Raw genomic sequence first — 24,702 nt, 5'->3', positions numbered from 1 at the left:
TATAGAATAAAAAGGGTACGGCAAAACCTAATCACTTACTTTGGATATAAGCAAATCTATAATTATAAATTTTAGATTATTATTAAACAAAATCGCTCCTAGAAGTTCTAAGAGCGATTTTTTTAGTATAAAAATCTATTTATTGATTAAAATCTATTTCTTCTGAAGTATTCAGTTTTTCATTTATATTCTCTTCTTTTTTAGTAGAAGAGCCTGATCTAGGCATTTGTTCTACTGGCTTCGGATTTCTTAACTCATCTAAAGTTTGTAAACCTCCTTCATCACCATAGCCACCCATACCTCTGAGGTCATCACAACCATTAGTCCAATCCGAAGGTTTTACGAATTTTTCTTCTGGAGAAATGTTAAGCTCTTTATTCTCCCAAACTTTCTTCATAAATATCGCCCATATAGGTAGTGCCATTTTAGCACCTTGCCCTTCACCTGTACTCCAGAAGTGGGTATCTCTATCTTCCCAACCAACCCAAACACCTGTGGCTAGTTTTGGCACCACACCTATAAACCAACCATCTGAGTTATCGTTAGTTGTACCTGTTTTGGCTGCTATTTCAACACCTGCACTAATACCTTTTCTTCTTAACTCTCCAGATGCCGTACCGTAAGCAGACACACCTTTCATCAAATCAATCATAGAATAAGCATACTTCTCATTCATTATCTCCTTTAGCTCAGATTTTACTTCCGTTATTACTCTACCATTAGCATCTTCTATACGCCATATCATCTCAGGTTTCACATAGTTACCAAAGTTAGCAAAAGTACTATATGCTCCAAGCATTTCGTATATTGTAATTTCGGAAGAACCTAATGCAATTGTATTGTTTCTAGGAATATCACTTTCAACTCCTAAATCTCTAGCTAACTGAATCACATTATCTACTCCTACAGATTCTATAAGCCTTGCAGCCACAGGGTTTTTAGAATGAGCTAATGCATCTCTAAGAGTAAGCGAGCCTCCTGAACCTAACACTCTCCAACTTCCTTTTGTATATGTTGCATTGGAAATAGGAGTACAAGGCGTCATTCCCAAATTCATAATAGCAGCAGCATAAACAAATGGTTTGAATGTTGACCCCACCTGTCTTTTACCTTGTCTTACATGGTCATACTGAAAATGTTGCCAATCTATACCTCCTACCCAAGCTTTAATATCCCCCGTAGATGGATCCATAGACATTAGTCCAGCCTGAGCAATTTGCTTATGATAACGGATAGAATCCCAAGGAGACATTTCAACTTCTTCCTCTCCATCCCAAGTAAATCTGGTTAACTTAGTAGGCTTATGGAACTCCATTAGGATAGAGTCTTCAGGCATACCTGATGCTAAAAGCTGCTGATAACGCCCCGTACGCTTAACCGCTCTCATCATAATTCTATTTTGGCGGTCTTTACTTACCTTATAGAACGGTCGACTAGGATTTCTTCTCTGCTCTGCATCAAAAGATTTTTGTAGTTGAGTTAAATGCTCCTTAATAGCTTCCTCTGCATACTTCTGCATTCTAGAATCTAATGTTACATAAATCTTAAGCCCATCTCTAAACAAGTTAACCGACTTACCTGTCTTTTTCTCATAATCTTTTAGATACTGAGCGATTTCTTTTCTAAGATAATATTTGTAATAAGCAGAATTTCCTTCTGTAATATTTTTAATTGGAGTATAATTTACCACTAATGGCTCTGCTATTGCCTTTTCGTAAGTTGCTTGGTCTATGTAGCCTGTTTCTAGCATCTGCTTAAGTACCACATCTCTCCTCTTCTTAGCTCGTTCCTCATTACGAAGCGGATTATTAGCCACAGGTGCTTCCAACATCGCTACAAACATAGCAGCTTCAGGAAGTGTTAAATCTTTTGTTTTCTTATTAAAGTAAATCTTTGACGCCATCTCTATACCATGAGCGTTGTATGTAAAATCAAACTTATTGAAGTACATCGTAATGATTTCCTCTTTGGTATAACGCTTCTCAAGACTTACCGCCACTACCCATTCTTTAAGTTTTTGGGTAACCCTTCTAAATTTATTAATGGACGCTTTTTTAGTAAATAAAAGTTTCGCTAACTGCTGGGTAATGGTAGAACCTCCACCTCTATCACCTCCAAAACGAATAGCCCTCAGTATAGACTTTAAATCTATCCCTGAATGCTCCTTAAATCTCTCATCTTCTTTAGCTTGTAAAGCATAAATTAAATGAGGAGGCATATCCTTATAGGTAATAGGATCTGTTTTCTCCATTTCAAATTTACCTAAAGTTACCCCATCTGAAGAGATAATCTCCGAAGCTACATAAATATCAGGATTCTCCAAATCTTGTACATCTGGCATTTCTCCTAAAAGACCTTGAGAGGTTGCAAAAAACAAAGCTGCTACACCTACTACAAAGCCCACTAAACCTAGCCATATTAACTTAATCCATTTTCTATATCCGTTATTCTTCTTCTTCTTTTTGGGAGGAAGAGGAAAGGTTTGTTTTTGATTTTTATCAGAAGTCATCTTAATTAAATTCTATTTTAGTGATTGGATTGTTACCCCTATATCTTCTATTCCCTTTAAAGTATCTTTTCTCATCGCTTGTTTAAGCTCTATGTTATAGACTCCATTTTCAGGAAATTTATAATTAACCTTATATTGAAATAATATTTCCTTTGTAGAACCAAAACCACTGCCTACCCATTCTCCATTTGGCATTGCTAACACATAGTTTAGAGTGTCTATCTTCCCTAAAACCTTACTCCCTTTACTTATCTTACTAATGAGGTAGAGGTTACTAAAAGGATAATCATTATTATTTCGTATAACAAAGATAATATTTTTAGGATTCTGAGCATCTTTTATTTCAAACTCAAATTTTTGTGGATTATTTTTATGCCACACTCCGTTAAGGTCATTCATCTCAACCTCTTCATCTCCAAACGACGAGCAAGAAGCCAAAGAGAACAATACTAACATAATCCAAAAAACATTAACCTTTATCATTATTCTGTATTTCTTGGGTTAGGTTTTCTTTTATTTTTATATTTCGAGCGAGTTTTCTTAGTCCCATCAGTTCCTACCTCTTTATTTGAATTATTTTGAGGATTTTTATTATTGCTCTGAGATTTCCCTCCCTCATTATTACTATTTCGTCTTTTATTTTTTCTCTTAGACTTATCTTTTTTCTCAAATCTATCTATACTATCTTCCTGAATAAGATCCACACTCTGCACCTCTTTTGGAAGCGTTTGACTTTTAAGTTCTTCTAAAGGCTGAGCTTGTTTACCTTCTTTATTCTGCTTAATAAGTTTTTTCACTTCATCTACATCTAAATCATACCACATCATGGAGTTTTCTACATAAGCAAACCACATTTTCTTTTTGAAAACATCTATTTTGATGCAAAACGCTTTACCTTTTTCGGTATTGATAGTAGTGTTAGTAGAAGGAAACGCATCTAAGGCATCTAGATAGCTATCTAACTCAAAATTGAGACAACATTTAAGCTTGCCACATTGCCCAGCCAACTTTTGAGGATTGATACTCAACTGTTGATAACGAGCCGCATTGGTATTAACCGAACGAAAATCAGTAAGCCAAGTAGAACAACAAAGCTCTCTCCCACACGAGCCGATTCCTCCAACCTTAGAAGCTTCTTGACGGTAGCCTATCTGCTTCATATCTATCTTAGTACGAAACATTGTGGCGTACTCCTTAATCAGCTGTCTAAAATCTACTCTGCCTTCAGCAGTATAGTAAAAAGTGGCTTTGGTACCGTCACCTTGGAATTCCACATCAGAAATTTTCATCTGCAACCTAAGATTTCTTGCTATTTTGCGAGCCTCTAGTTTAACCTCTTCTTCTTTATTTCTAGTGGATTGCCACACATCTATATCCTTCTGATTGGATATTCTGTATATTTTAAGGCACTCTTCAGGGCTAGTCTTCTTTTTTTTCATTTGTATTTTTACTAGCTCCCCTGTAAGGCTTACCACCCCTACATCGTGTCCCGGATTTGCCTCTACCGTTACCACACTCCCTATACTAAGCGGAAGGTTATGAACATTCCTAAAAAAACATTTCCTTTCGTTTTTAAATCTTACCTCTACAAATTCATTTTGGGAAGGTGCTGGTGGCTTTATATTTGAAAGCCAATCAAAAACACTTAATTTATAACTATTACCACAGGTGTCTACACTAGCACACCCCGAGGCTGATTTTGTCCCACAAGTATGAGTAGAGTTTCCAGATGCTCCACATCCACAACTCATAATTTACATTTTTTAATTCTTGCAAATTTAATATAAATTTATTTCATAGCACTATTTCAGCTAATAGCCTACTATATTTTTGGTAAAATACTAAAGTAAGTTACATCAAATCTACGACTGCAGCTACAGCTAACTGGTAACCTTTAATACCAAAACCTGATAGAATACCGTCTGTATAAGCTGCTGTAACAGACTTCTGTCTAAACTCCTCTCTTTTATAAATATTACTAATATGTATTTCCACTTTAGGTTTCTTAAGATTTTTAAGTGCATCGGCAATAGCATAAGAGTAGTGCGTGAATGCCCCAGGGTTAATCACCAAAGCATCATAGTCTTCATTCTGAATTCTATTGATGATTTCTCCCTCTAGGTTAGACTGAAAATAATCCACTCCGTATGCTGAAAATTTATCTTTTAGATTTTCTAAAACTTCCTCCATAGAAATATTACCGTAAATTTCTGGTTCTCTAGTCCCTAAAAGGTTAAGATTCGCTCCGTTAATAATCAATATTTTCATCATCATTCTAATTATCGGGGATAAACTTACAAAAAGTTTTCATAAAAATCATTTTACGGCATATTTTTTATAACTTTACTTCCTCAACTTATAAAACTTATAAAATGAAAAAAGTAGCGTTGGCTTTATTAGCCGCTGGAGTAATTCTCCAATTCTTTCAAATAGATAAAACTAATCCGCCCGTAGACAAAGGAATGGATTTTGTTCAAATCAAAAAAATGCCAGAGTCTACCGCAAACATCCTTAAAAGTGCTTGTTATGACTGCTACTCTAACGAAACCAAATACCCTTGGTACACCAACATACAACCTGTAGCTTGGTTTGTAAAAGAGCATATAGATGACGGAAGAAAACGTCTTAACTTCTCTACATTTGCAACCTATAGCCCAGAAAAGCAAGCAGAAAAAATAGAAGAGTCTATAGAAGAAATAGAAAAAGGAGGTATGCCGTTAGAATCTTATTTATTGGCTCATCCTGAAGCAAAGCTATCTGATAATCAAAAACAAGAGTTAGTAAGCTTCCTAAAACAATCTATTGGTAACAACGCTCAAACTTCTCACGCTACAGCGGACGAAGATGGAGATAAAGACGAAGATTAAATCTAAATGAATTTAGATTCTTCTAAATATTACCTTTTTTACGACGGAGATTGTGGTGTCTGTAATCGATGGGTACAATGGGTACTCAAGAATGACAAAAATGATAACTTTCGGTTTGTCGCACTGCAATCTTCTTTTGGACAAAGCTTTTTAAAGGACAGAAATCTACCTACCTCTAACTTTTCAACACTTTACCTTTGGAAACCCAATGCGTTTTACCTTACTAAGTCTGATGCCGTTATTAAAATAGGTAGTGTTTTAAGTGGTCAGTTTAGTCTGTTAAATATTGGCAAAGTAGTTCCTACATTCATCAGGAATAAAATGTATGACCTCGTTGCCAAAAACAGAATGAATATTGCAGGTAAACATTGTTTATTACTTTCCGAAGAGGAACAAAAGAAATTCATCAAATAGCACAACTTAAATCACAATTACACATTATGAGATTTTACTTTTTAATTCTAGCTCTAGCAACTCAAGCTTTAGTAGCACAAGCCACTCGTTTTGTTTACGAAATGAGTTTCAAGCCAGATTCTACCAATAGAACACAAACTAAGACAGAAACCGTATTTCTAGATGTAGATGCCCATAAATCTATCTTCTATTCCGAAAAAAGAATGCAGAGAGATTCGCTATTTTCTAGAATGAGAGAAACTAGAAATTTCAATTTTGATAGAGGAGCTATGGATAACTACCGCACCGCCGTCAATTTTTCCATAGAAAAAAATTATACCTCCCAAAACATCACCTTTAAGAACCGTATTGCTGCCGATACTTACAGCTATACAGAAAACAACCCTACTACTTGGGAAATTTTACCCGAGACCACTAAAATAGGTAATTATGAAACCCAAAAGGCAAAAACCACCTACGGTGGCAGGACTTGGATCGCTTGGTTTACCACAGAAATCCCAATGCCCGACGGACCTTACAAATTTTTTGGTCTTCCTGGTCTTATTGTGAAGGTAGAAGATACCAAGGGAGATTATAGCTTTGACCTTAAGGAAAGTAAGAAGATAGCAGCTCCTACCACTTTCTCTTATCGTTCAGCACCAATAGAGGTTAAAAAGAAAGATTATCAAAAAATAGAACAAAGGTTTAAAGAAGACCCTCTCTCTTTCATTAACAGAAGCGGTGGTCCTGTAAGAATAGAAATGGACGCCAACGCAAGAAAAAGAATGGAGGAAAGACAAAAAGAAAATAACACAAAAAATAATAATCCTATAGAGCTAGACTAAGACTAGCTCTTTTATTTTTTCAGCTCTTCCATCGGAAACTCCACTGTTCTGATAGGATACGGAACTCTAATACCATTCTCTCTAAACTTGGCTAAGATAGTCCTCCTTATTTCGTTTTTGGTTTGTGGAGCTCTAAATAATTGAGTAGAAAAATAAAACAACTTTAATTCTAACGAACTTTCTCCAAAGTGCTCTAGCCTAACAAATGGTTTATTAGGCTCTTCTTTCAGCACAGAACTATTTTCCATAGCAGACTGAATAAGTAGTTCTGTCGCCAAGTCTACATCTGCGGCATAATGTACTCTAATATCAACATCAAATCTTACAATTTCATCTGCATGAGAGAAGTTTATTAGCTTTTCTTTCGTAAGTACCGAATTAGGAAAAATCATGTTTTTATTATCTCTCGTAATAATAGAAGTAGTTCTCATGTGTATCTGTTCTACTCTCCCTACTATATTATCTATTTCAATTACATCACCTACTTTTATTGTTCTATCCACGAGTATAATCACCCCAGAAATAAAGTCTAAAACCAAATTTTGAAGCCCAAGACCTATCCCTACCAATATAGCTCCAGACCCTACTAGCAAAGGAGAAATATTGATACCTAGTGATTTCATTGCAATGAAAAATGTAACGATAAATACCGTATATTTTAGTATCTGAGAAAATGCAAATTTTTTCCCTAAATCTAATCTATCTGTTCTATAAATAAGCACTTTAATCATACGAGCCAACAGAGCACCTATGATAAAAATGATAAGAGCCACCACTATCTGATAGACACTTAAACTGTATTTACCGATGGAAAAAATTTGGTATTCTAAGATTTGTTTCAGCGTAAGATTTACATCATCTGTAATTTGATTTACATTCTCGTGCATATAATTAGTACTTTCAACAAAATATAAGGGAGTAAAATTTACTATACTCCCTCATTAAAAAATCAATTAAATTATTCTACTTTATATCTAAAACTACATTAACACCTTCTTGTAAGAAGAGGTCTTTCTTTAAACCTTTGAGCCAAATATCGCTTTTATGAGCAAAAGTAGTATCTGTTTTCCCTCTCATTTGTTCTTCTTTGTGAAGAGTGAATTTAAGCCCGTTATTATACTTATCTAATACTTTAAAACGCTCTATTTCCTGCTTTCTTTTCTTCATCAAATCATTAAACCTAGTCTGATTGATAGTGATGGATTTCTCTTTATCCAAACTCTCCTTCCATTGAGCAGACTCTTGTAAAAGCTGATAAGTGCCATTATTAGCCATTCTCTCTTGGCTTCGTTTAACTAAAGCTGCTATATTAATCTGGTTAAGTGGTTTAAAGTCTGTAGTTCCAATTTTATCCCAAGCTAAAGCATAGTCCTGATAACGCTCTCCTATTTCTGCATAAGAGAAGAAGTCTTTAAGACTAATATCCGAAGTAATCCCCTTACGCTGATTAGAAGCCCCATCTATACCATAAAACTTTTGTATGGTAAGTTTCAACGCTCCGAAGTCATCAGAAGTATTTAAAAATCTATTCAAATCCACAAAAGTTTGCACCGTCCCTTTTCCGTAAGAACTAGGTGAACCAAAGATAACTGCTCTACCGTAAGCCTTCATCGCTCCCGCTAAAATCTCAGATGCCGAGGCTGACAGTTCGTTTTGCATAATTAACAAAGGGCCGTCCCACACAGGAGCATTTGTTTTATTTTTATAGACTTCTATCTTACCGTTTCCGTCTTTTATTTGTACCACAGGACCATTATTCATAAACAATCCCATCATATCTACCACCTCAGAAAGAGAGCCACCACCGTTATTTCTCAAGTCTAAAACAAGACGAGTAACACCCTCTTTTTTAAGTTTTGCTATTTCGGCTTTTACATCATCAGAAGCATTTCTTCCCTTAGCATCGCCAAAATCAGCATTAAAGCTCGGCAGATAAATATAACCTACTTTCTCGCCTTTAGCCGTATTGATAACCAAACTTCTAGCAAATGTGTCTTCTATCTGTACCTCATCTCTAATAAGGGTAACATCTTTTATCGTTCCGTCTTTCTTCATTACAGTAAGCGTAACAGGCGTATCTTTTTTACCTCTTATGTATCTTACTACCTCGTCCACCAACATACCATTAACACTAATAGCTTCCTCTTTAGGAGAAGGTTTTACTTTAATGAGTTTATCGCCTTCTGTAAGTTGTTTAGACTTCCAAGCAGGAGCACCCACGGTAAGAGCTCCAAGGAATATTCCTCCTTTTTTCTCTTGTATCACCGCCCCTATCCCTATAAATGAACCTTTAAACTGCATATCAAAATCTTCTTTATCCTTAGGAGAATAATAGTTAGTATGCGGGTCAAAAACCTCTGTATAAGCGTTCATATAAACAGAGAACCAATCCATTTTTTTTCTCTTTTGGAATCTCTTGAACATATTAGACATCAAGTCTTTAATCTCTTCAGTCGCTTTTATTTTTTTCTCTTCTGGAGAAAGAATCTTGAGTGTTACAGTGTCCTTCAATTTATTAGCAATGAGAGAGTCTTTGAGTTTTTTTCTTCGCTCCTCTCTATTGCTCATCACTTCCATTTCTTGTAGAATATTGTATTTAATATACCTCTTCCACTCTTTGGTTAAGTCTGCCTTATCAACTGGAGATTCTTTATCTTTTGGTTCTAAAACCAATACCTCATCTTCGTTTAGATCAATAGGCTTACTAAAAATTTCTTGTGTAATGCCATCTAGCTCTTCCATACGCTGGTAAAGACGGTCGGTAGTGAGTTTATAAAAAGTTAAATCTCCTTGGTTAAGATAGTCGTCCAATTTAGTTTTATGTTTTTCAAACTCTTGCATATCAGACTTCAAAAAGTAGCGTTTAAATGGGTCTATCTTTTCAAAATATTTATTGTAAACATCTTGCGAATACGCATCATTGATAGGCTTTGGGCTATAATGCAAATAAGACAACGTATTACGAACACTCATCATAATAGTCTGCATTTTCTCATCATCATTCTTAGGTGAGTTAAAGCAAAATATTAAAGTGGTAAGTGGAATAAATAATAATAGTGTATTAATTTTTATTTTTTTAAACATAAAACTATACTTTATTTTAATAATTAAAACAATCCTTTTTCAGCTACTGAAACGCAATAGGAATGCCAAATTTAATACTTATTTTTTATTGCTCTATTTTTTTTGGTTATTTTTGTGAAAATTTGTTTCAAATTATGAAAAAGCCTCTTATATTGGTTACCAATGATGACGGAATTACCGCTCCTGGCATACGAAACCTCGTTTCTTTTATGAACGAAATTGGAGATGTAGTTGTAGTAGCACCTAACTCTCCTCAATCTGGAAAAGGACACGCCATTACCATCAACTCTACCCTTACCTACGAAGAAATTTCTATGGAAGGACCACAGAAAGACTATGCCCTTAGCGGTACTCCTGTGGACTGCGTGAAATTTGCGTTGGATAAGATACTTACTCGCAAACCTGATATCGTAGTTTCGGGCATCAATCACGGAGCTATGCCGTAGAGGCTGGTGTGGAGGGACTTCCTGCTATTGGGTTTTCACTTTTAGATTTCAGTTGGGAGGCCGATTTTTCTCAAGCTAAAGAGTTTATCCAAACCATCGTTAAAAAATCCTTAGAAAATCCTATGCCTAAAGGTATGGTACTAAATGTAAACATACCCAATCTGAAAAAGGAGGATATAAAAGGGATTAAAGTTTGTAAACAAGCCCATGCAAAATGGGAAGAAAGTTTTGATGAAAGAGTAAATCCGCACGGTAAAAAATATTATTGGCTTACTGGCTATTTCAACAACATGGACACGAGCAAAGAAGCAGACGAAAATGCTCTAGCCGAAGGCTATATTTCTGTAGTTCCTGTGAAATTTGACCTTACTGCTTATGAGCATTTGGAAAGCCTAAAAGAGATACTAAACTCCTAAACTTCATAAATAATCCCTTCTTAAACGGAGGGATTTGTTTTTTCTAACAATAACCCTAGTTTATACATATCTAAGTATCTAAGGCTAACCTTTCCACCGAGCAATTTTTCTCGTATAAACTCTTTTCCAAAAGATGAAAAAAGCCTTGATAAAACAAAACTCAATTTTAGTTTCTTTACCATATAGTACGCTTTGACAAGTTTAATATCTTCTACTTTTTTAGGAGAATTTTTCAATAAAAAACAAAGGTTGTTTATAGAGTCTTCCACTTTTTTTAAATAAACTTCATTAGTTTCTAAATCAATATTTAGGATAGGATTATTTATATGGAAAACATCTATGCCTTTATCCTTTAAATCTTTCGCAAAAACTAAATCTTCATAGCCATAGCCTGTAAGTTGTTCATCAAACAAACATTGTGAAAAAGTCTCTCTTTCTATAAGGAAATTATTGGTCTGAAAAGACAAATGTTTATTTTTTTCTCGTTGAAATAAAGGTAAATTTTCTCTTTCATTAGCGAACTTCCATCTCAAATATCTCTCTACTGAAGGCTCTTCTTTTTGAATACACCTTCCTCCATAAACGACTTTTGCATCTTTATTTTCAGTAATGAATTTTTGATAATTCTGAATGAATTGGTTAGATATAATTTCGCCATCACCATCTAAAAACAAAAGATACTGACCTTTAGTGTGCTTGAAAAACAAATTTCTTATTCTAGCTCTTCCCACATTTTTAGGAAGCCAAACCATTGTATCCACAACAGTTTCAAGCGGTTTGTTTAGCTTTCGGCAATACTCATCAGAAGCATCGTCTATTAAAACGATTTCTGCATTTAAATGGTTCGTTTTTATTTCGGATTTCAAATCGGTTACTAGCGTAGTAACTTCAGTATTATAGATGGGAATACAGATAGATATCATTAAATTTTATCTACTATTTTTTGTATATCTATTTCTTGCAAACAAGCCCAATCACCTCTATAACAGGTTTTATCTCCAAAGACAGAACAAGGGCGACAAGTAAGGTCTTCCACTTGCACAATATCTTCTTCCTTTTGACCATACCCTAAAAAACCTGCAAAAGGATGTGTAGCCGCCCACACCGAAATGCAACGAGTCCCCACCAAACTTGCTAAGTGCATATTAGCAGAATCCATAGAAATCATCACTTCTAACCCTGCAATTTTCTCTAATTCTTCCTTTAATGAAAGTTGTCCTGCAACGCTTTTTGTATTTGGAATTCTCTTTTCCCATTGACTTAAAACCTCCACTTCCTTAGCTCCTCCTCCGAATAAAAAAAGTGGCTTTTGTTTTGCTATCATTTTTGCCAATTCAAAAGACTTTTCTAACGGAAGCATTTTCCCTTGATGCTGTGCAAATGGTGCAAAACCACCCCCCTTTTTATCAACTGCTTGAGTACGATACTGGTGAGATAATTTAACCTCAAAGCCTATAGCTCTAAACACATCTGCATAGCGTTCTGTAGTTAATTTGAGTTGTCGTTTGTCTAAATTCCAAATATCAGTAAGCTTTTTCTTTTGTTCCTTACCTTTATCTATCTTGAATACAGAAATTCCTTTTAGCTTAAACAATCGGTTCAAAATTTTAGTCCTAATAACATCGTGTAAATCCGCTACAACATTTATTTTGTAAATACTCAACAGCTCTTTGTGAAGCTTATTTAATCCCCAAAAACCCTTGTATTCTTCTAAATTTGCTCCGTGAAATTTAAGCCTATCTATTCCGTTAAATAAATCAGCGAAGTTTTTACGAGAAACCATAATTACCTCCACATGAGGATTTTGCTCCAAAAATTCTCTGAGCACAGGCACTATCATCGCCACATCTCCAAAGGCAGAAAAACGGTAAGCTAGTATCGTCATCTCTTTTTATTAGACCTTGGCTTGGAATGCCAAAGCATAGAATTTAATTTGTTTTATCATTGAGGCTAGACCATTGGCACGAGAAGGAGACAGAAACTCTTGAAGCCCTATCTCTGAAATAAATTCAAAATCGGAATCTAGAATTTCTCGAGGAGAGTGCTCGCTATACACAGAAAGTAGCATTGCTATAATCCCTTTAGGCAAAATACCATCTGAATCTGCCTCAAAAAAGACTTTCCCATCTTTGAAACAAGCATCTAACCATACCTTAGACTGACACCCTTTTATTAGGTTTTCTTCCTGCTTTTTATCTTCAGAAAGCCCTTTAAGCTCTTTGCCTAAATCTATAATATACTCGTATTTTTGCTCCCAATCGTCTAAAAAAGCAAACTCTTCTATCAATTCTTGTTGTTTTTCCTTTATAGTCATATCACAAAGATAAGAAGTTTTTTATTTTGAATTTCTATAGATGTTCTCCACCAAAGAAATTAAATTCTGATGATAAAGCATTTCTTCCAAATCACATTCTGTATCGTAAAGTTTTTTCAATGCATATTTTAAATTTAATTGCAAATTAGAATACTCATTATCAGTAATTTCATATAAACTAAATTTATAGTTTTTAAGATTACAAAGACTTACCTCATCAAAGTACTGCCCAGAAATTTTAACACTCCCATTTTCAGCAATGATATTCATAGAAGTTTCCATATTTTTATCCCAAACCGCCGTAGTGAAATTAAAATTAACTAAACCTCCCGTTGCCAACTTTAGAGTGAGTACTCCTGTATCTTCTATCTCTATCAAAGACTGATGTCTAAAGGTACCCATATAACTTGACAGTAGCTCTGCCTTTCCGAAGGTAAAAAGTATTAAATCTAAAAAATGAAAAAACTGAGTGTATAAAGTGCCTCCATCTAGCTCTTTTTTACCCTTCCACGATTGTGGTGTGTAGTATCTTTGGTCTCTATTCCAAAAACAATTAACTTGAACAAGGTACGATTGCCCCAGAATATTTTCGGACTGAATTTTTTTCAACCACGCCAAAGCAGGAGAAAATCTATTAGGAGTAGAAAAAAATATTTTTAGTTGCTTTTCTTGAGCTATTTTAATTAAGACTTCCATATCAGAACCTTTTAGACAAAATGGTTTCTCTATTAAAATATGATAACCGTGTTCTAAAAGTGTTTTTGCTTGGGAAAAATGCAGATAGTTTGGCGTTGATATTACCACTAAATCCATCTTAATTTCTGAACATAAAACATCATCTAAAGATTTAAAGTAAGGTATATTCGCTATGTTTTCAGTAGCTGAATCATCTATGATTGCAGAAACTTGTGCTTCATCAATTTCTTCAATCGCTGTGAGGTATTTTTTTCCCATAAACCCCAACCCAAGAATTGCAATATTTATCATAGTTCCATTTAAATTAAAAAAGTAAAATCCACTAAATGCGAGATTTAGTGGATTTTACCTACATCAATTATTTAATTTTGTTTTTCTAAAGCGTCTTTAGCTTCATTTAATTTTAAGACTACACTTTCGCCTTCGCTTAATTGTTTGGTTACCAAAAGCTCGGCTAGTAAATCTTCTATGTACTTTTGTACCGCTCTTTTCAGTGGTCTAGCACCGAAGTCTTTATCCCAACCTTTCTCAGCAATAAAGTCCTTGGCTTCCTCTGTAAGACTTACGGTATAACCTAGTTTGCTTAATCTTTGGTAAAGTTTATTAAGTTCTAAATCTATAATTTTCTTAATATCTTCTTTCTCTAAAGCGTTGAAAATAATAATATCATCTATTCTATTTAAAAACTCCGGAGCAAATGCTTTTTTAAGAGCCGACTCTATCGTACTTCTTGCGTGGGCATCGGTACTAGATTTTTTCGCTGAAGTTCCGAAGCCTACACCATCACCAAAATCTTTCAGTTGACGAGTACCAATGTTAGAGGTCAAAATAACAATCGTATTTCTAAAGTCTATTTTTCTACCCAAACTATCGGTTACGAAACCTTCATCTAAAATCTGCAACAATAGGTTAAACACATCAGAGTGAGCTTTTTCTATCTCATCTAAAAGCACTACCGAATAAGGCTTTCTTCTAACGGCTTCTGTAAGTTGTCCGCCTTCTTCATACCCCACATATCCTGGAGGCGCCCCTACAAGTCTAGACACCGCAAATTTCTCCATATATTCGCTCATATCTATTCTTATGAGTGCATCTTCGGAGTTGAATAATTCCTTAGCCATCACTTTAGCTAGCTCTGTTTTACCAACTCCTGTTGTTCCTAGGAAAATAAAAGTACCAATAGGACGGTTAGGGTCTTTTAGTCCTGTTCTATTTCTTTGGATAGATTTCACTACTTTTTTAACGGCTTCTTCTTGACCAATTACCTTACCATTAAGGTTTTTGTCCATTTCGGCAAGTTTATCAAGTTCGTTTTTGCCAACTTTAGTTACAGGAACACCACTCATCATTGATACTACTTCTGCGACATTCTCCTCCGTAACCGTTTCTTTCATCTCTTTTACATTTCTATCCCATTCTTCCTGAACCAAATTAAGTTCTATTTGTAAACGCTCTTCTTCATCTTTAAGCCTTCTCGCTTCTAGGTAATCTTGAGCTTTAACCGCTTTTTGTTTAAGGTCTTTAACTTCTTCTATTTTGGCTTCAAAATCTACAAGTTCGGTAGGGACTTTCATATTTTTAATGTAAACCCTAGAACCCGCTTCGTCCATAGCATCTATGGCTTTATCTGGTAAAAATCTATCTGTGATGTATCTAGAGGTAAGATTAACACAAGCCTTGATAGCGTCATCTGTATAAATTACATTGTGATGTTCTTCGTACTTATCTTTAATTTGATACAAAATCTGAATGGTTTCTTCTATGGAAGTCGGCTCTACCATTACTTTTTGGAAACGTCTCTCCAAAGCACCATCTTTCTCTATATGCTGTCTGTACTCATCTAAAGTAGTAGCTCCAATGCATTGTATTTCTCCCCTTGCCAAAGCAGGTTTGAACATATTAGACGCATCTAAACTTCCCGTAGAACCTCCCGCCCCTACAATAGTATGCAACTCGTCTATGAACAAAATGACATCTCTATTTTTTTCTAGTTCTGTCATAATTGCTTTCATTCTTTCCTCAAACTGACCTCTGTACTTTGTACCCGCAACCAAACTTGCTAAATCTAAAGTAATTACACGCTTGTTGTACAATACACGAGAAACTCTTTTCTGATGTATCCTTAATGCTAACCCCTCTGCAATAGCAGATTTCCCCACACCTGGCTCTCCAATAAGGAGTGGATTATTTTTCTTTCTTCTGGACAGAATTTGTGATACTCGTTCTATCTCTTTTTCCCTACCAATTACTGGGTCTAACCTTCCTTCCTTAGCCAAAGCCGTTAAATCTCTACCGAAATTATCCAAGGTAGGTGTTTTACTTTTTGCAGTTCCGATACTGCTACTTGATTTATTAGGTTGCCCAAAGCTTTCTCTTTCCTCATTACTATCATCATACTCACTACTCATTTTAGGCGAAATCCCGTTCTGCTCTAACATCGTGCGATACTCTTTAGTAACCGCCTCATAATCTACATCATAACTTTCTAGAATCTGAGTGGTAGGGTCTTCCATTTTGTAAAGAATACCCAATAGCAAGTGAACCGTATTGATATGTTCTGAACGGTAACTTTTACTTTCCAAATCAGCTCTTTTAAGTGCATAATCTGCCATTTTAGTAAATGGAATTACCTCCATTTCTTTCGGTGGAAAAACATTAGAACTTAAAGAGTTTAAAGCTTCTATCTTTCGTCTTATTTGGGTTAAATCTACCTGTAAATTCTGTAATATTTCCCTCGCAGAATTATCTGTTTTAATAATCCCTAAAAGAAGGTGTTCGGTATTAAGAAATTCACTTTCTAATCTTTTTGCTTCTTTAGCACTCGCTTTGAGGACTTTATCCAATCCTCCCGAAAATTTATTACTCATCATAATTGTTCGTCATTGATTTCTAAACAAACTCTGTGATATATTTGTCAAAATGTTTATTTAGACTTGTCCAAAGTTACAAATACTTTACCAAAGATAAAAAATGACTTTATGGCATATTTTTCTTAATTTTGCAGAAAAATAAAACTATGAATCCTGAATATATAGGCTATTTAGCGTCTGCCTTTGTTGCTATCAGTTTTTTACTAAAAGAAATTAACAAGATAAGATTGGTCAACCTAATTGGCTGCCTACTATTTGTAGCTTATGGTTTCTTGATAGACAGTCTACCTGTAATTATCACCAATATTCTTATTTCTGTAGTTCAGGTATATTATCTTTTCTTAGCCAAAAAGCAATGAAAGTAATTGTATCAGCTTTCAGCAATTTATATACAGACCAGAGGATAGAAAAAGTTTGCCAAACTCTCTATGACAACGGTTATCAAATAGAACTCATTGGAAACGATTGGGGAGGAAATGGAGCAATGGAGCGCCCTTATCCTTTTAGCAGAATACACATCAAATCGAAAAATCTCCGTGGAGCATACCTTGAGTTTAATAAAAAGCTTTATACCGAATTACTAAAAAAAGCGGACAAAAATACCATCTTACATGCTAACGATATAGATGCAATACTCCCCAACCTTTGGGTTTCCAAAAAATTAGGTGTTCCTCTTATTTTTGATAGTCACGAAATCTTCACCGAAATGCCAGCCATTAAAGGAAGATGGACTCAAAAAATTTGGCAAATGGTAGAACGATATTCGCTTCCTAAAATCAAATATATGATGACGGAAAGCGAAAGCTACGCCCAATGGTTTAGAGAACGCTATCCCGTAAATCCTGTTGTAGTGAGAAATATCCCTAGAAAAATCACTACACCTATTACCATACCTCAAAACACTCCAAAAGTAATTTTATACCAAGGAGCCATCAACCAATCCAGAGGCATAGACAAAGCTATACAAGCTTTAATCTACATTGATAATGTGATTTTTAAAATCGCAGGAGACGGCCCCAAAAGAAAGGAATACGAAGCATTGGTTGAAAAATTAAATCTCAATCATAAAGTTTCGTTCTTAGGAAAGCTACATCCTACGGAGCTAAGAAAACTTACTCAAACGGCAGATGTTGGTCTTAGCATTGAAGAAAACGGCGGTGTAAGTTACCTCTACTCTCTACCGAACAAAGTGGCAGATTATATACAGAGTAGAGTCCCGCTCGTGATGATAAACTTCCCTGAAATGAAGAGGGTTTATAACGATTTTAAAGTGGGAGAAATAGTAGATTCTCACAACCCAAAAGCACTCGCTGATGCCATAACCCGTGTGCTAGAAAAGGGACGATTGCACTACCAATCTGAACTAGAAAAAGCCGCCGAAGCTCTATGCTGGGAAAAGGACGAGGAGAAAATCCTTTCGCTTTATCATCAAGTAATTGCAGAATCAAACATTATATAAAAACATTTGTACGATATAAAGTCATATGTTTTCATTTTTAAATACTATTTTTGTGAAATAGTCTAATGAAAATTTAATTTAAAAATGAAAAAAATTGCTATCGCTTGTGACCACGCTGGGTTTGAATACAAAGAATTTATAAAAAAAGAATTAGCCAACGAATACCAAATTACCGACTTTGGCACAAATTCTGCTGACTCCGTAGATTATCCAGATTTTGTACATCCTGCAGCGAGTTCTGTAGAAAACGGTGAAAATGAAATGGGCATACTCATTTGTGGTAGTGGGCAAGGTGTACAGCTTACCGCTAACAAACACCAAGGCATTAGATGTGCGTTGTGTTGGATGCCAGAGCTTGGAGCCTTAGCTAGACAACATAACAATTGCAATATGGTAGCCGTTCCTGCTCGTTTTATTTCAAAAGAACTGGCACTAGAAATCATCAAAACATTTTTAAATACTGAGTTTGAAGGAGGAAGACACCAAAATAGAGTGTCCAAAATAGCGTTCTGCTAAAATTTAACAAAATTTACCGTCACACCCCTCTAACAAATTCTTAATCATAAAAAATACATATCAAAATGGCAAAGAAAAAAAAATACATATCAAAAAAAAATGAGGGAAAACTAAAGGATTTAGGAAGACAAATCCTTAGTTTTATGAATAAACAATCCGCTAAAATATACAATTATAAGCAGATTGCTGATGGTATAGACTACAAAAACCCTCGCCAAAGAGAGCAAGTTATACAAGCTTTACATAAACTATTAGCGGACGAAAGAATAAAAGAAGTAGAAAAAGGTAAATATATTATCGACCTTAAAATAAAAGATACCCTAACGGGAATTATAGATTTTAACCACTCTGGCAATGCGTATGTAAGAGTAGAAGGCTTAGAGGAGGATATTTTCATTCATTCTAAAAATGTAAAAGATGCCTTACAAGGAGACAAAGTTCTTATTGTAACCTATCATTTCAAATCAAAAAAGCTAGAAGGCTCTGTAATAGAAGTTCTAGAGAGAAACCGTGAGGAGTTTGTAGGTACTTTTGAATTTATAAAACATAAAGATTTTGGATTCGTAGTTTGTGATAAAAAGCAAATCAACACAGATATTTTTGTACCACGAAACAAAATCAATGGAGCTAAAGACGGCGATAAAGTAGTGGTAAAAATGGTAGAATGGAACCCTACCGAAAAGAATCCGCACGGAGAAATCGTTAAGGTATTAGGAACTCCTGGTAGCCATGAGACTGAGATACATTCTATATTAGCAGAATATGGTCTTCCTTATGCTTTCCCAGAGGAAGTAGAGAAAGAAGCAGATGCCATAGACCGAGAGATAAGAGACGACGAGGTTAAAAAAAGATGGGATATGAGAGGTATTTGTACCTTTACCATAGACCCAAAAGATGCCAAAGATTTTGACGATGCTCTTTCCATAAGAAAGTTAGAAAACGGAAATTGGGAAATTGGGGTACATATTGCCGATGTGTCTCATTATGTTGTTTCCAACACATTGTTAGACCAGGAAGCCTATCAGAGAGCCACTTCGGTCTATTTGGTAGACAGAGTAGTACCTATGCTTCCTGAAGTTCTTAGTAATGAGGTTTGCTCACTTCGTCCTAATGAGGACAAATACACCTTCTCCGCTGTGTTTGAACTCAATGATAAGGCAGAAATAAAGAAACAATGGTTTGGACGCACCGTAATACACTCTGACAGAAGGTTTACCTATGAAGAAGCTCAAGAACGCATAGAAACAGGCAAAGGAGATTTAGCCGATGAAATTTTAACCTTAGACAGGCTCGCTAAAATCCTTAGAGAAGAGCGTATTAGAAAAGGAGCAATTACTTTTGACCGAAGTGAAGTCAGATTTAACTTAGACGAAAACAACGAACCTCTAGGCGTTTATTTCAAGGTAAGCAAAGACTCCAATCATCTTATAGAAGAATTTATGCTCCTCGCCAACAGAAAAGTATCTGAGTTTATTTCTCTTAACAAAAAAGGGAGCCCTACTGGCAAAACCTTTATTTATAGAGTACACGACGACCCAGACCCAACCAAATTAGAAGCACTAAGGGATTTTGTAGCTACTTTTGGTTATAAAATGAACCTTGCTAACTCTCAAAAGGTAGCGGAGAGTATGAACGAACTTCTAAAATCCGTTAAAGGCAAAGGCGAAGAAAATATGATTGAAACCCTCGCAATGCGTTCTATGAGTAAAGCCGTTTATTCTACCGAGCCAATAGGACACTATGGTTTAGGGTTTGAGTATTATACCCATTTTACTTCTCCTATCCGCCGTTACCCCGACCTTATAGCCCACCGACTACTACAGCACTATCTAGACCAAGGCAAATCTCCCGACAAAGCAGAATACGAAGAAAAATCTAAACATTGTTCTGCAATGGAACGCCTAGCTGCAGATGCCGAAAGAGATTCTATTAAATTTATGCAAGTTAAGTTTATGGAGAAACATCTTGGCGAAGTGTTTACTGGCGTTATTTCTGGCGTTGCCGAATTTGGTTTCTGGGTTCAAATTCCTGAAAATGGTGCAGAAGGCTTAATAAAACTAAGAGATTTGATGGATGATTCTTATCAGTACGATGCCAAAACCCACGCCGTCTATGGTAGCAGAACAGGTAACAGCTATCAATTAGGAGACACCGTTAAAATTAAAGTAATGAAAGCGAATCTCATCCAAAAACAATTGGATTTTAAAATTATAGAAAAGTCTGAAAACTAATTTTAATACTAAAGGGTTATCTCCAAATAAGATAACCCTTTTTATTTTAAATATATTCCAAGTTTCTTGTATGACTATTTTTTGAGTAATACAAACTTGGCTAGTCTATTACCCACCAATTCCTCCTTGTACAAACCAAAATCTTTGATTTCGTATTTTTCTATATCATTACAGATTTTTCCTTTAGCGTAGGCTTCGTTATGGTTTGCACTATCTATAATGAATTTTCTATCCAAACATTCTAAAAGAATAAAATTACCTTCTTGCTTCCATTTTCCTGTGGTAATTTGAGCACACGAAGTTAATGTATAAGTACCATCTTGTTTCAACTCGAGATTAAGGTTTAACACAAAACTGCCATACCTCACTTTATTGAAATAACTATTCTTAGGCGAGGTATATTCTCCAATTACCGACTGCTCAAATTTACTTGGCGAAGTACAACTAAGTATTGTAAATAATAGTATAATAAACTTGAAGATATGGGATTAAAATTACACTAATTTATTAATTTTAGCATAAGCAAGTGCTTCTGAAATGTTTTGAACATTCAATTTATCAAAAATTTTTCTTCGGTGAAATTTTACGGTATCAGGAGTTACAAATAACTTCTCCGAAATTTCATTGATGGTAAAACCTCTGGCAGAGAGTTCCAACACCGTAGCCTCTCTTTCGGAAAGTTTAACTTTTTGTTCCTTTTCCCAAATATTTGTATCAAGATTAAATTTCCAAAAATCTTCGCTTCCCTGTTTGCTTATAATGATATTCCCCTCAGTTTGGTTAGAAGAAAGAGATACAATACATATTGCTTTCCATATTTGTCCTTTTTCGTTGAGAAAGATGGGTGTAAGTTTGTGATTGATAAGCACTGGTCTATTTCTTTCATTGATTAAATGAAAATCATAGGAAATGGTATAAAGTTTCCTTTCAACTAAAGGAATTTTTTCATAGAATGAAAATCCTACATCATTGATTTTCATTAAAAGCTCTAAATCTTGTTTTTTTACATTTCTAAAATAAAAAGCATACCCTAATGCTTTAACCTCTTGAGCGGACAATCCGCACAGAAATAAAGGATTATCCGAAACATATTCAAAAGACTGAGTTTGATAGTCAATTACATAAATGCTTTTGTATGAAACTCTGGAAAAAGCATCTATCACAGACAAATAATTTTTTAATTGCTCTAAATCATTGGCTGATATATTCTTAACCGAATTTCTTTCATCAAAAAAACCGTCAAAATCCCCCATAGACAAAAACTACACTTTGGTTTAAAAAAGAACAAATATAATAAAAGACCACCTAAAACTACACTAAAGTGTAGTTTAAAAATTATAGAGACACAATAGATTTGCTGTACAAAAAATAAATATTATGAAACAATTATTAGTATTTGTGTTTATCACAATGTTTGGAGCCTTTACATTTGCCCAATCACAGGAGGCGTTAGGAAGAGAGTGTATTTACCATCTTTTCCAAAAACAAGATTACAAGAAAGTAACTTCTTACTTTAGTGAAGATTTTAAAAAGAAACTTCCAGAGGATAAGTTAGCACAAACAGATCAGTTATTGCAAGCTTTGGGAGAGTACAAAGGAGTAGTTGAGGTAAATAAAGATGATAAAGAACTTTATTACTACTATGTAAGATTTGAAAATCAATCTATGGATGTAGTGATAGGGTTTGATAAGGATAATAAAATCAGTGGTTTGGCATTAAAATCAGAGCATAAAGAATTTAAATCAAAGAAATAAAGGGTTATTGAACAATAAAACAAAACCATGAATAAGAACATCATATTTGCCATCTCTATACTTACGGGTATTTTCACTTATGGGCAATCCAATAAAGAAGACTCTAAAGTAACAAATAAAAAGGAAAAAACTATTGAAGAAGTTGTGATACAATCTTCAAGAAGTCCCAAGATTGTAAAAAAAGAGGGCAAATATGAAGTTTCTGTAGTAGGTAAAGATTTTCAGGACACTCCAAGTGTTTGGGAAGGAATGAAGCAAATTCCATTGTTGAGTATTTCCGAAGGAGCTCCTATAAAAGTTCAGGGAAAAGTAGCCATAGTAGAAGTAAATGGTATTCAACTACAAATGGATAGCGCAGATTTGGAAAGTTATCTTAAGACCTTAGACCCCAAAAATATCAAAAAAATAACTATTGATACTACGCCAGACTCTTCGTATGGTTCAGAGGTATATGCGGTTGTTAATATCACACTTAATCAAAGAGAAGGCAGCTATCAAATAGGGGCTAATACAACTAATGGTATAAGAACCAAATTTTACAATTCTACAGGGGTTAATTATGGAGTGAGTAAATCAAAATTTAGGCTTTATACAAGTTATAATTTTGGATATACTCCTACACATACGCAGTCAGAAGTACAGCAAATTATTGCAGATACACCTTTATTATCAGTTAATTATAGGGATAAAAATATTGCGAGAAGTCATAAATTCTTTATCAATGGAACGTTAGATTTAGGAGAAAAAAGTGTGATAGATTTTACGGGAACTTATGCAATTTCTAATTCTAGTAAAGTAGGATTAACACAAAATGAGACTTTTAACAGGGGAATAGAGGTAGAAGCAGGTGGTAAATTTTTACAATTATCACAGACTTTCAAGCACGAATTTAATGATGATAATACCTTAAAAGTAGGGAGCCATCAAGTATTTAACAAGGGAAATTCTGAAATTTTAGGAACATTTAACTCTTTACAAACAGACTATCAAAAGACAAATACAATAACCCCTATTATCATTGCTTTTACGGATTATACTAATAAAAATAAACTTGGAAAGACAAGTGTTGGAATTAAATTTCACAATATTAATGTAGAGAACAAAAATCAAAATGTCTATCAATCATTTGTCTTAGATGCACCATTTAATTATAATGAAAAAGTTTTAGCATCGTATATTAACCACTCTTTTTCCTTGTCTAAGGGAAAGTCGTTGCGTTTGGGGCTGCGTTCAGAAACCTCCTATATTGATTATACTTTTACTGAGGGCACAAAATCGTATCATAACAAAAATGATTATACTAATTTACTCTATGATATTAGTTATAATTGGTCATCAGGTAGTTGGGATAATAATCTAACATTTAGAAAGCAAATTTTCAGACCAAATTATAACTACTTGAATCCTTTCCAAAGGGTAAGTACAGATGTTACTTATACATCGGGGGATTCTGAAATAGTACCAACTAAATTCTTTACATTAAGCTACCAGACTTTGAAAAATAAGTGGGCATATTTTGCTTTAGCAGGATATTTCAAAGACTTTACAAGCTCTTTCTATGACTTGGAAAATAATAGAATCAATTCCACTTACAAAAATTTTGAAAATGTATATGTAGGGCAATTAGGAACAGAGTACAATAATTCATTTTTTAATAGAAAATGGACAACCAAAGTATCTGCAACGCTACAATATGTAAAGTTGAATGATACAGAATATGAAAAAATGATATCAAAATCATCAGCATCCTTGATATTATCAACCAATAATGTGATTACACTTTCAAAAACATTGAAATTAAATATAAATTATGAACTTACACCTACCAACAAAGATGGTTTACTAAAGCATTACACTAGACAAAGGTTGGATTTAACATTGTCTAAAAAAATAAACTCCAATTTAAATATGATGTTTTTTGCTTACGATATTTTTAAAACAGATAGAGTATGGCACGAAACGACTGTTCCTAACTATTTTTACGGCAATAAAAGCTATGGAGATATGAGAGCATTTGGAATCATATTAAAGTGGAATATTACAGGTAAATCATATAAGAGGGGAAATATTGAAGAAACTACGGATAATACAATAGATAGATTGAAATAAAGATACTTTTATATTCATAAAAATTATAATGGAGATTGTTTTGCGTGAGGGCGAAGGGCATTGTGGGAGCTCATTTTACGATAAAGGTTCGGAGCTTTGCTCCGAACCTTTATCGTAAAATAGCGACTGCCCGAAGACCGACCCTAGCCTAGGATAAAGCCAAGGAGAGGGGCACGCCCAAAAATTTATTAT

Annotated in this window: 22 protein-coding genes and 1 pseudogene; 10 read left to right on the top strand and 13 right to left on the bottom strand. The window is 34.6% G+C overall.

The genetic code is table 11. The annotated features are described in order from the left end of the window. Positions 1-139: 139 nt before the first annotated feature. The 4 genes from RA0C_RS06965 to aroQ form a co-directional block, all read right to left on the bottom strand. Positions 140-2,509 (bottom strand): penicillin-binding protein 1A, encoded by a 2,370-nt coding sequence (locus RA0C_RS06965; RefSeq protein WP_004920678.1) that lies wholly within the window; start codon positions 2,507-2,509, stop codon positions 140-142. Positions 2,510-2,521: 12 nt separating this feature from the next. Further along, a complete protein-coding gene (locus RA0C_RS06960) occupies positions 2,522-2,992 on the bottom strand; it encodes a gliding motility lipoprotein GldH (protein ID WP_004920675.1) in 471 nt (156 codons plus the stop codon). Then, positions 2,992-4,260 (bottom strand): PSP1 domain-containing protein, encoded by a 1,269-nt coding sequence (locus RA0C_RS06955; RefSeq protein ID WP_004920673.1) that lies wholly within the window; start codon positions 4,258-4,260, stop codon positions 2,992-2,994. Before RA0C_RS06955 ends, RA0C_RS06960 begins: the two co-directional genes overlap by 1 nt. A gap of 100 nt (positions 4,261-4,360) precedes the next feature. After that, positions 4,361-4,777, bottom strand: coding sequence for a type II 3-dehydroquinate dehydratase (aroQ, locus tag RA0C_RS06950; protein WP_004920670.1), 417 nt, complete (start codon positions 4,775-4,777; stop codon positions 4,361-4,363). A gap of 104 nt (positions 4,778-4,881) precedes the next feature. On the opposite strand from aroQ, the gene RA0C_RS06945 reads away from it, so the two are divergent. From RA0C_RS06945 to RA0C_RS06935, 3 genes are read left to right on the top strand one after another with little or no spacing between them, the layout of a single operon-like run. Continuing rightward, entirely contained in the window at positions 4,882-5,376 is a 495-nt protein-coding gene (locus RA0C_RS06945) for a heme-binding domain-containing protein (protein WP_004920668.1), read from the top strand. A gap of 6 nt (positions 5,377-5,382) precedes the next feature. Then, entirely contained in the window at positions 5,383-5,790 is a 408-nt protein-coding gene (locus RA0C_RS06940; protein WP_004920665.1) for a thiol-disulfide oxidoreductase DCC family protein, read from the top strand. A 26-nt stretch (positions 5,791-5,816) separates the two neighbouring features. Beyond that, positions 5,817-6,614 (top strand): GLPGLI family protein, encoded by a 798-nt coding sequence (locus RA0C_RS06935; protein ID WP_004920662.1) that lies wholly within the window; start codon positions 5,817-5,819, stop codon positions 6,612-6,614. A gap of 11 nt (positions 6,615-6,625) precedes the next feature. On the opposite strand, the gene RA0C_RS06930 is transcribed toward RA0C_RS06935, so the two are convergent. Then, positions 6,626-7,501, bottom strand: coding sequence for a mechanosensitive ion channel family protein (locus RA0C_RS06930; protein WP_013447019.1), 876 nt, complete (start codon positions 7,499-7,501; stop codon positions 6,626-6,628). Between the two features lie 76 nt (positions 7,502-7,577). Further along, the gene (locus tag RA0C_RS06925) at positions 7,578-9,698 is read right to left on the bottom strand and encodes a carboxy terminal-processing peptidase (protein ID WP_013447018.1); all 2,121 of its coding nucleotides are present in this window, start codon (positions 9,696-9,698) and stop codon (positions 7,578-7,580) included. 134 nt (positions 9,699-9,832) lie between these two features. On the opposite strand from RA0C_RS06925, the pseudogene surE reads away from it, so the two are divergent. Then, positions 9,833-10,560, top strand: a pseudogene (gene surE / locus RA0C_RS06920) (5'/3'-nucleotidase SurE). A gap of 20 nt (positions 10,561-10,580) precedes the next feature. Here the strand turns inward: surE and RA0C_RS06915 are convergent. The 5 genes from RA0C_RS06915 to RA0C_RS06895 form a co-directional block, all read right to left on the bottom strand. Further along, on the bottom strand, positions 10,581-11,483 hold the full coding sequence (locus RA0C_RS06915) for a glycosyltransferase family 2 protein (protein ID WP_013447016.1): 903 nt from the start codon (positions 11,481-11,483) through the stop codon (positions 10,581-10,583). Continuing rightward, positions 11,483-12,445: a glycosyltransferase family 9 protein gene (locus RA0C_RS06910; protein ID WP_013447015.1), complete on the bottom strand. Its 963-nt coding sequence runs from the start codon at positions 12,443-12,445 to the stop codon at positions 11,483-11,485. The genes RA0C_RS06915 and RA0C_RS06910 overlap by 1 nt, the downstream gene beginning before the upstream one ends. Before the next feature lie 9 nt (positions 12,446-12,454). Next, positions 12,455-12,874 carry a SufE family protein gene (locus RA0C_RS06905; RefSeq protein ID WP_013447014.1) on the bottom strand — a complete coding sequence of 140 codons (420 nt, stop codon included), beginning with the start codon at positions 12,872-12,874 and terminating at the stop codon, positions 12,455-12,457. 21 nt (positions 12,875-12,895) lie between these two features. Continuing rightward, positions 12,896-13,861, bottom strand: a complete 966-nt coding sequence (locus RA0C_RS06900) for a Gfo/Idh/MocA family protein (RefSeq protein WP_013447013.1) — start codon at positions 13,859-13,861, stop codon at positions 12,896-12,898. A gap of 71 nt (positions 13,862-13,932) precedes the next feature. Beyond that, a complete protein-coding gene (locus RA0C_RS06895) occupies positions 13,933-16,440 on the bottom strand; it encodes an ATP-dependent Clp protease ATP-binding subunit (protein WP_013447012.1) in 2,508 nt (835 codons plus the stop codon). Between the two features lie 146 nt (positions 16,441-16,586). On the opposite strand from RA0C_RS06895, the gene RA0C_RS06890 reads away from it, so the two are divergent. The 4 genes from RA0C_RS06890 to rnr all read left to right on the top strand — a co-directional run bounded on the left by RA0C_RS06890 (position 16,587) and on the right by rnr (position 20,646). Next, positions 16,587-16,799 (top strand): YgjV family protein, encoded by a 213-nt coding sequence (locus RA0C_RS06890; RefSeq protein ID WP_004920638.1) that lies wholly within the window; start codon positions 16,587-16,589, stop codon positions 16,797-16,799. Continuing rightward, complete coding sequence (locus RA0C_RS06885) at positions 16,796-17,899, top strand: glycosyltransferase (RefSeq protein ID WP_004920635.1); 1,104 nt, start codon at positions 16,796-16,798, stop codon at positions 17,897-17,899. Before RA0C_RS06890 ends, RA0C_RS06885 begins: the two co-directional genes overlap by 4 nt. Before the next feature lie 84 nt (positions 17,900-17,983). After that, positions 17,984-18,415 carry a ribose 5-phosphate isomerase B gene (rpiB, locus tag RA0C_RS06880; protein ID WP_004920632.1) on the top strand — a complete coding sequence of 144 codons (432 nt, stop codon included), beginning with the start codon at positions 17,984-17,986 and terminating at the stop codon, positions 18,413-18,415. Positions 18,416-18,480: 65 nt separating this feature from the next. After that, positions 18,481-20,646, top strand: coding sequence for a ribonuclease R (gene rnr, locus RA0C_RS06875; RefSeq protein WP_004920628.1), 2,166 nt, complete (start codon positions 18,481-18,483; stop codon positions 20,644-20,646). A 74-nt stretch (positions 20,647-20,720) separates the two neighbouring features. On the opposite strand, the gene RA0C_RS06870 is transcribed toward rnr, so the two are convergent. Together RA0C_RS06870 and RA0C_RS06865 are read right to left on the bottom strand one after the other, a co-directional pair. Beyond that, positions 20,721-20,975: a hypothetical protein gene (locus RA0C_RS06870; RefSeq protein WP_014615080.1), complete on the bottom strand. Its 255-nt coding sequence runs from the start codon at positions 20,973-20,975 to the stop codon at positions 20,721-20,723. Between the two features lie 165 nt (positions 20,976-21,140). Further along, positions 21,141-21,899, bottom strand: coding sequence for a helix-turn-helix domain-containing protein (locus RA0C_RS06865; protein ID WP_004920624.1), 759 nt, complete (start codon positions 21,897-21,899; stop codon positions 21,141-21,143). A 124-nt stretch (positions 21,900-22,023) separates the two neighbouring features. On the opposite strand from RA0C_RS06865, the gene RA0C_RS06860 reads away from it, so the two are divergent. Next, the gene (locus RA0C_RS06860) at positions 22,024-22,401 is read left to right on the top strand and encodes a DUF3887 domain-containing protein (protein ID WP_004920621.1); all 378 of its coding nucleotides are present in this window, start codon (positions 22,024-22,026) and stop codon (positions 22,399-22,401) included. A gap of 27 nt (positions 22,402-22,428) precedes the next feature. Then, positions 22,429-24,510, top strand: coding sequence for an outer membrane beta-barrel protein (locus RA0C_RS06855; protein ID WP_004920618.1), 2,082 nt, complete (start codon positions 22,429-22,431; stop codon positions 24,508-24,510). Positions 24,511-24,702: the final 192 nt, after the last annotated feature.

Source organism: Riemerella anatipestifer ATCC 11845 = DSM 15868 (genome assembly GCF_000252855.1).
Classification (GTDB): Bacteria; Bacteroidota; Bacteroidia; order Flavobacteriales; family Weeksellaceae; genus Riemerella; species Riemerella anatipestifera.
Note: the sequence above shows the minus strand (reverse complement) of the source record. Positions and strands in the feature narration are given on the sequence as shown.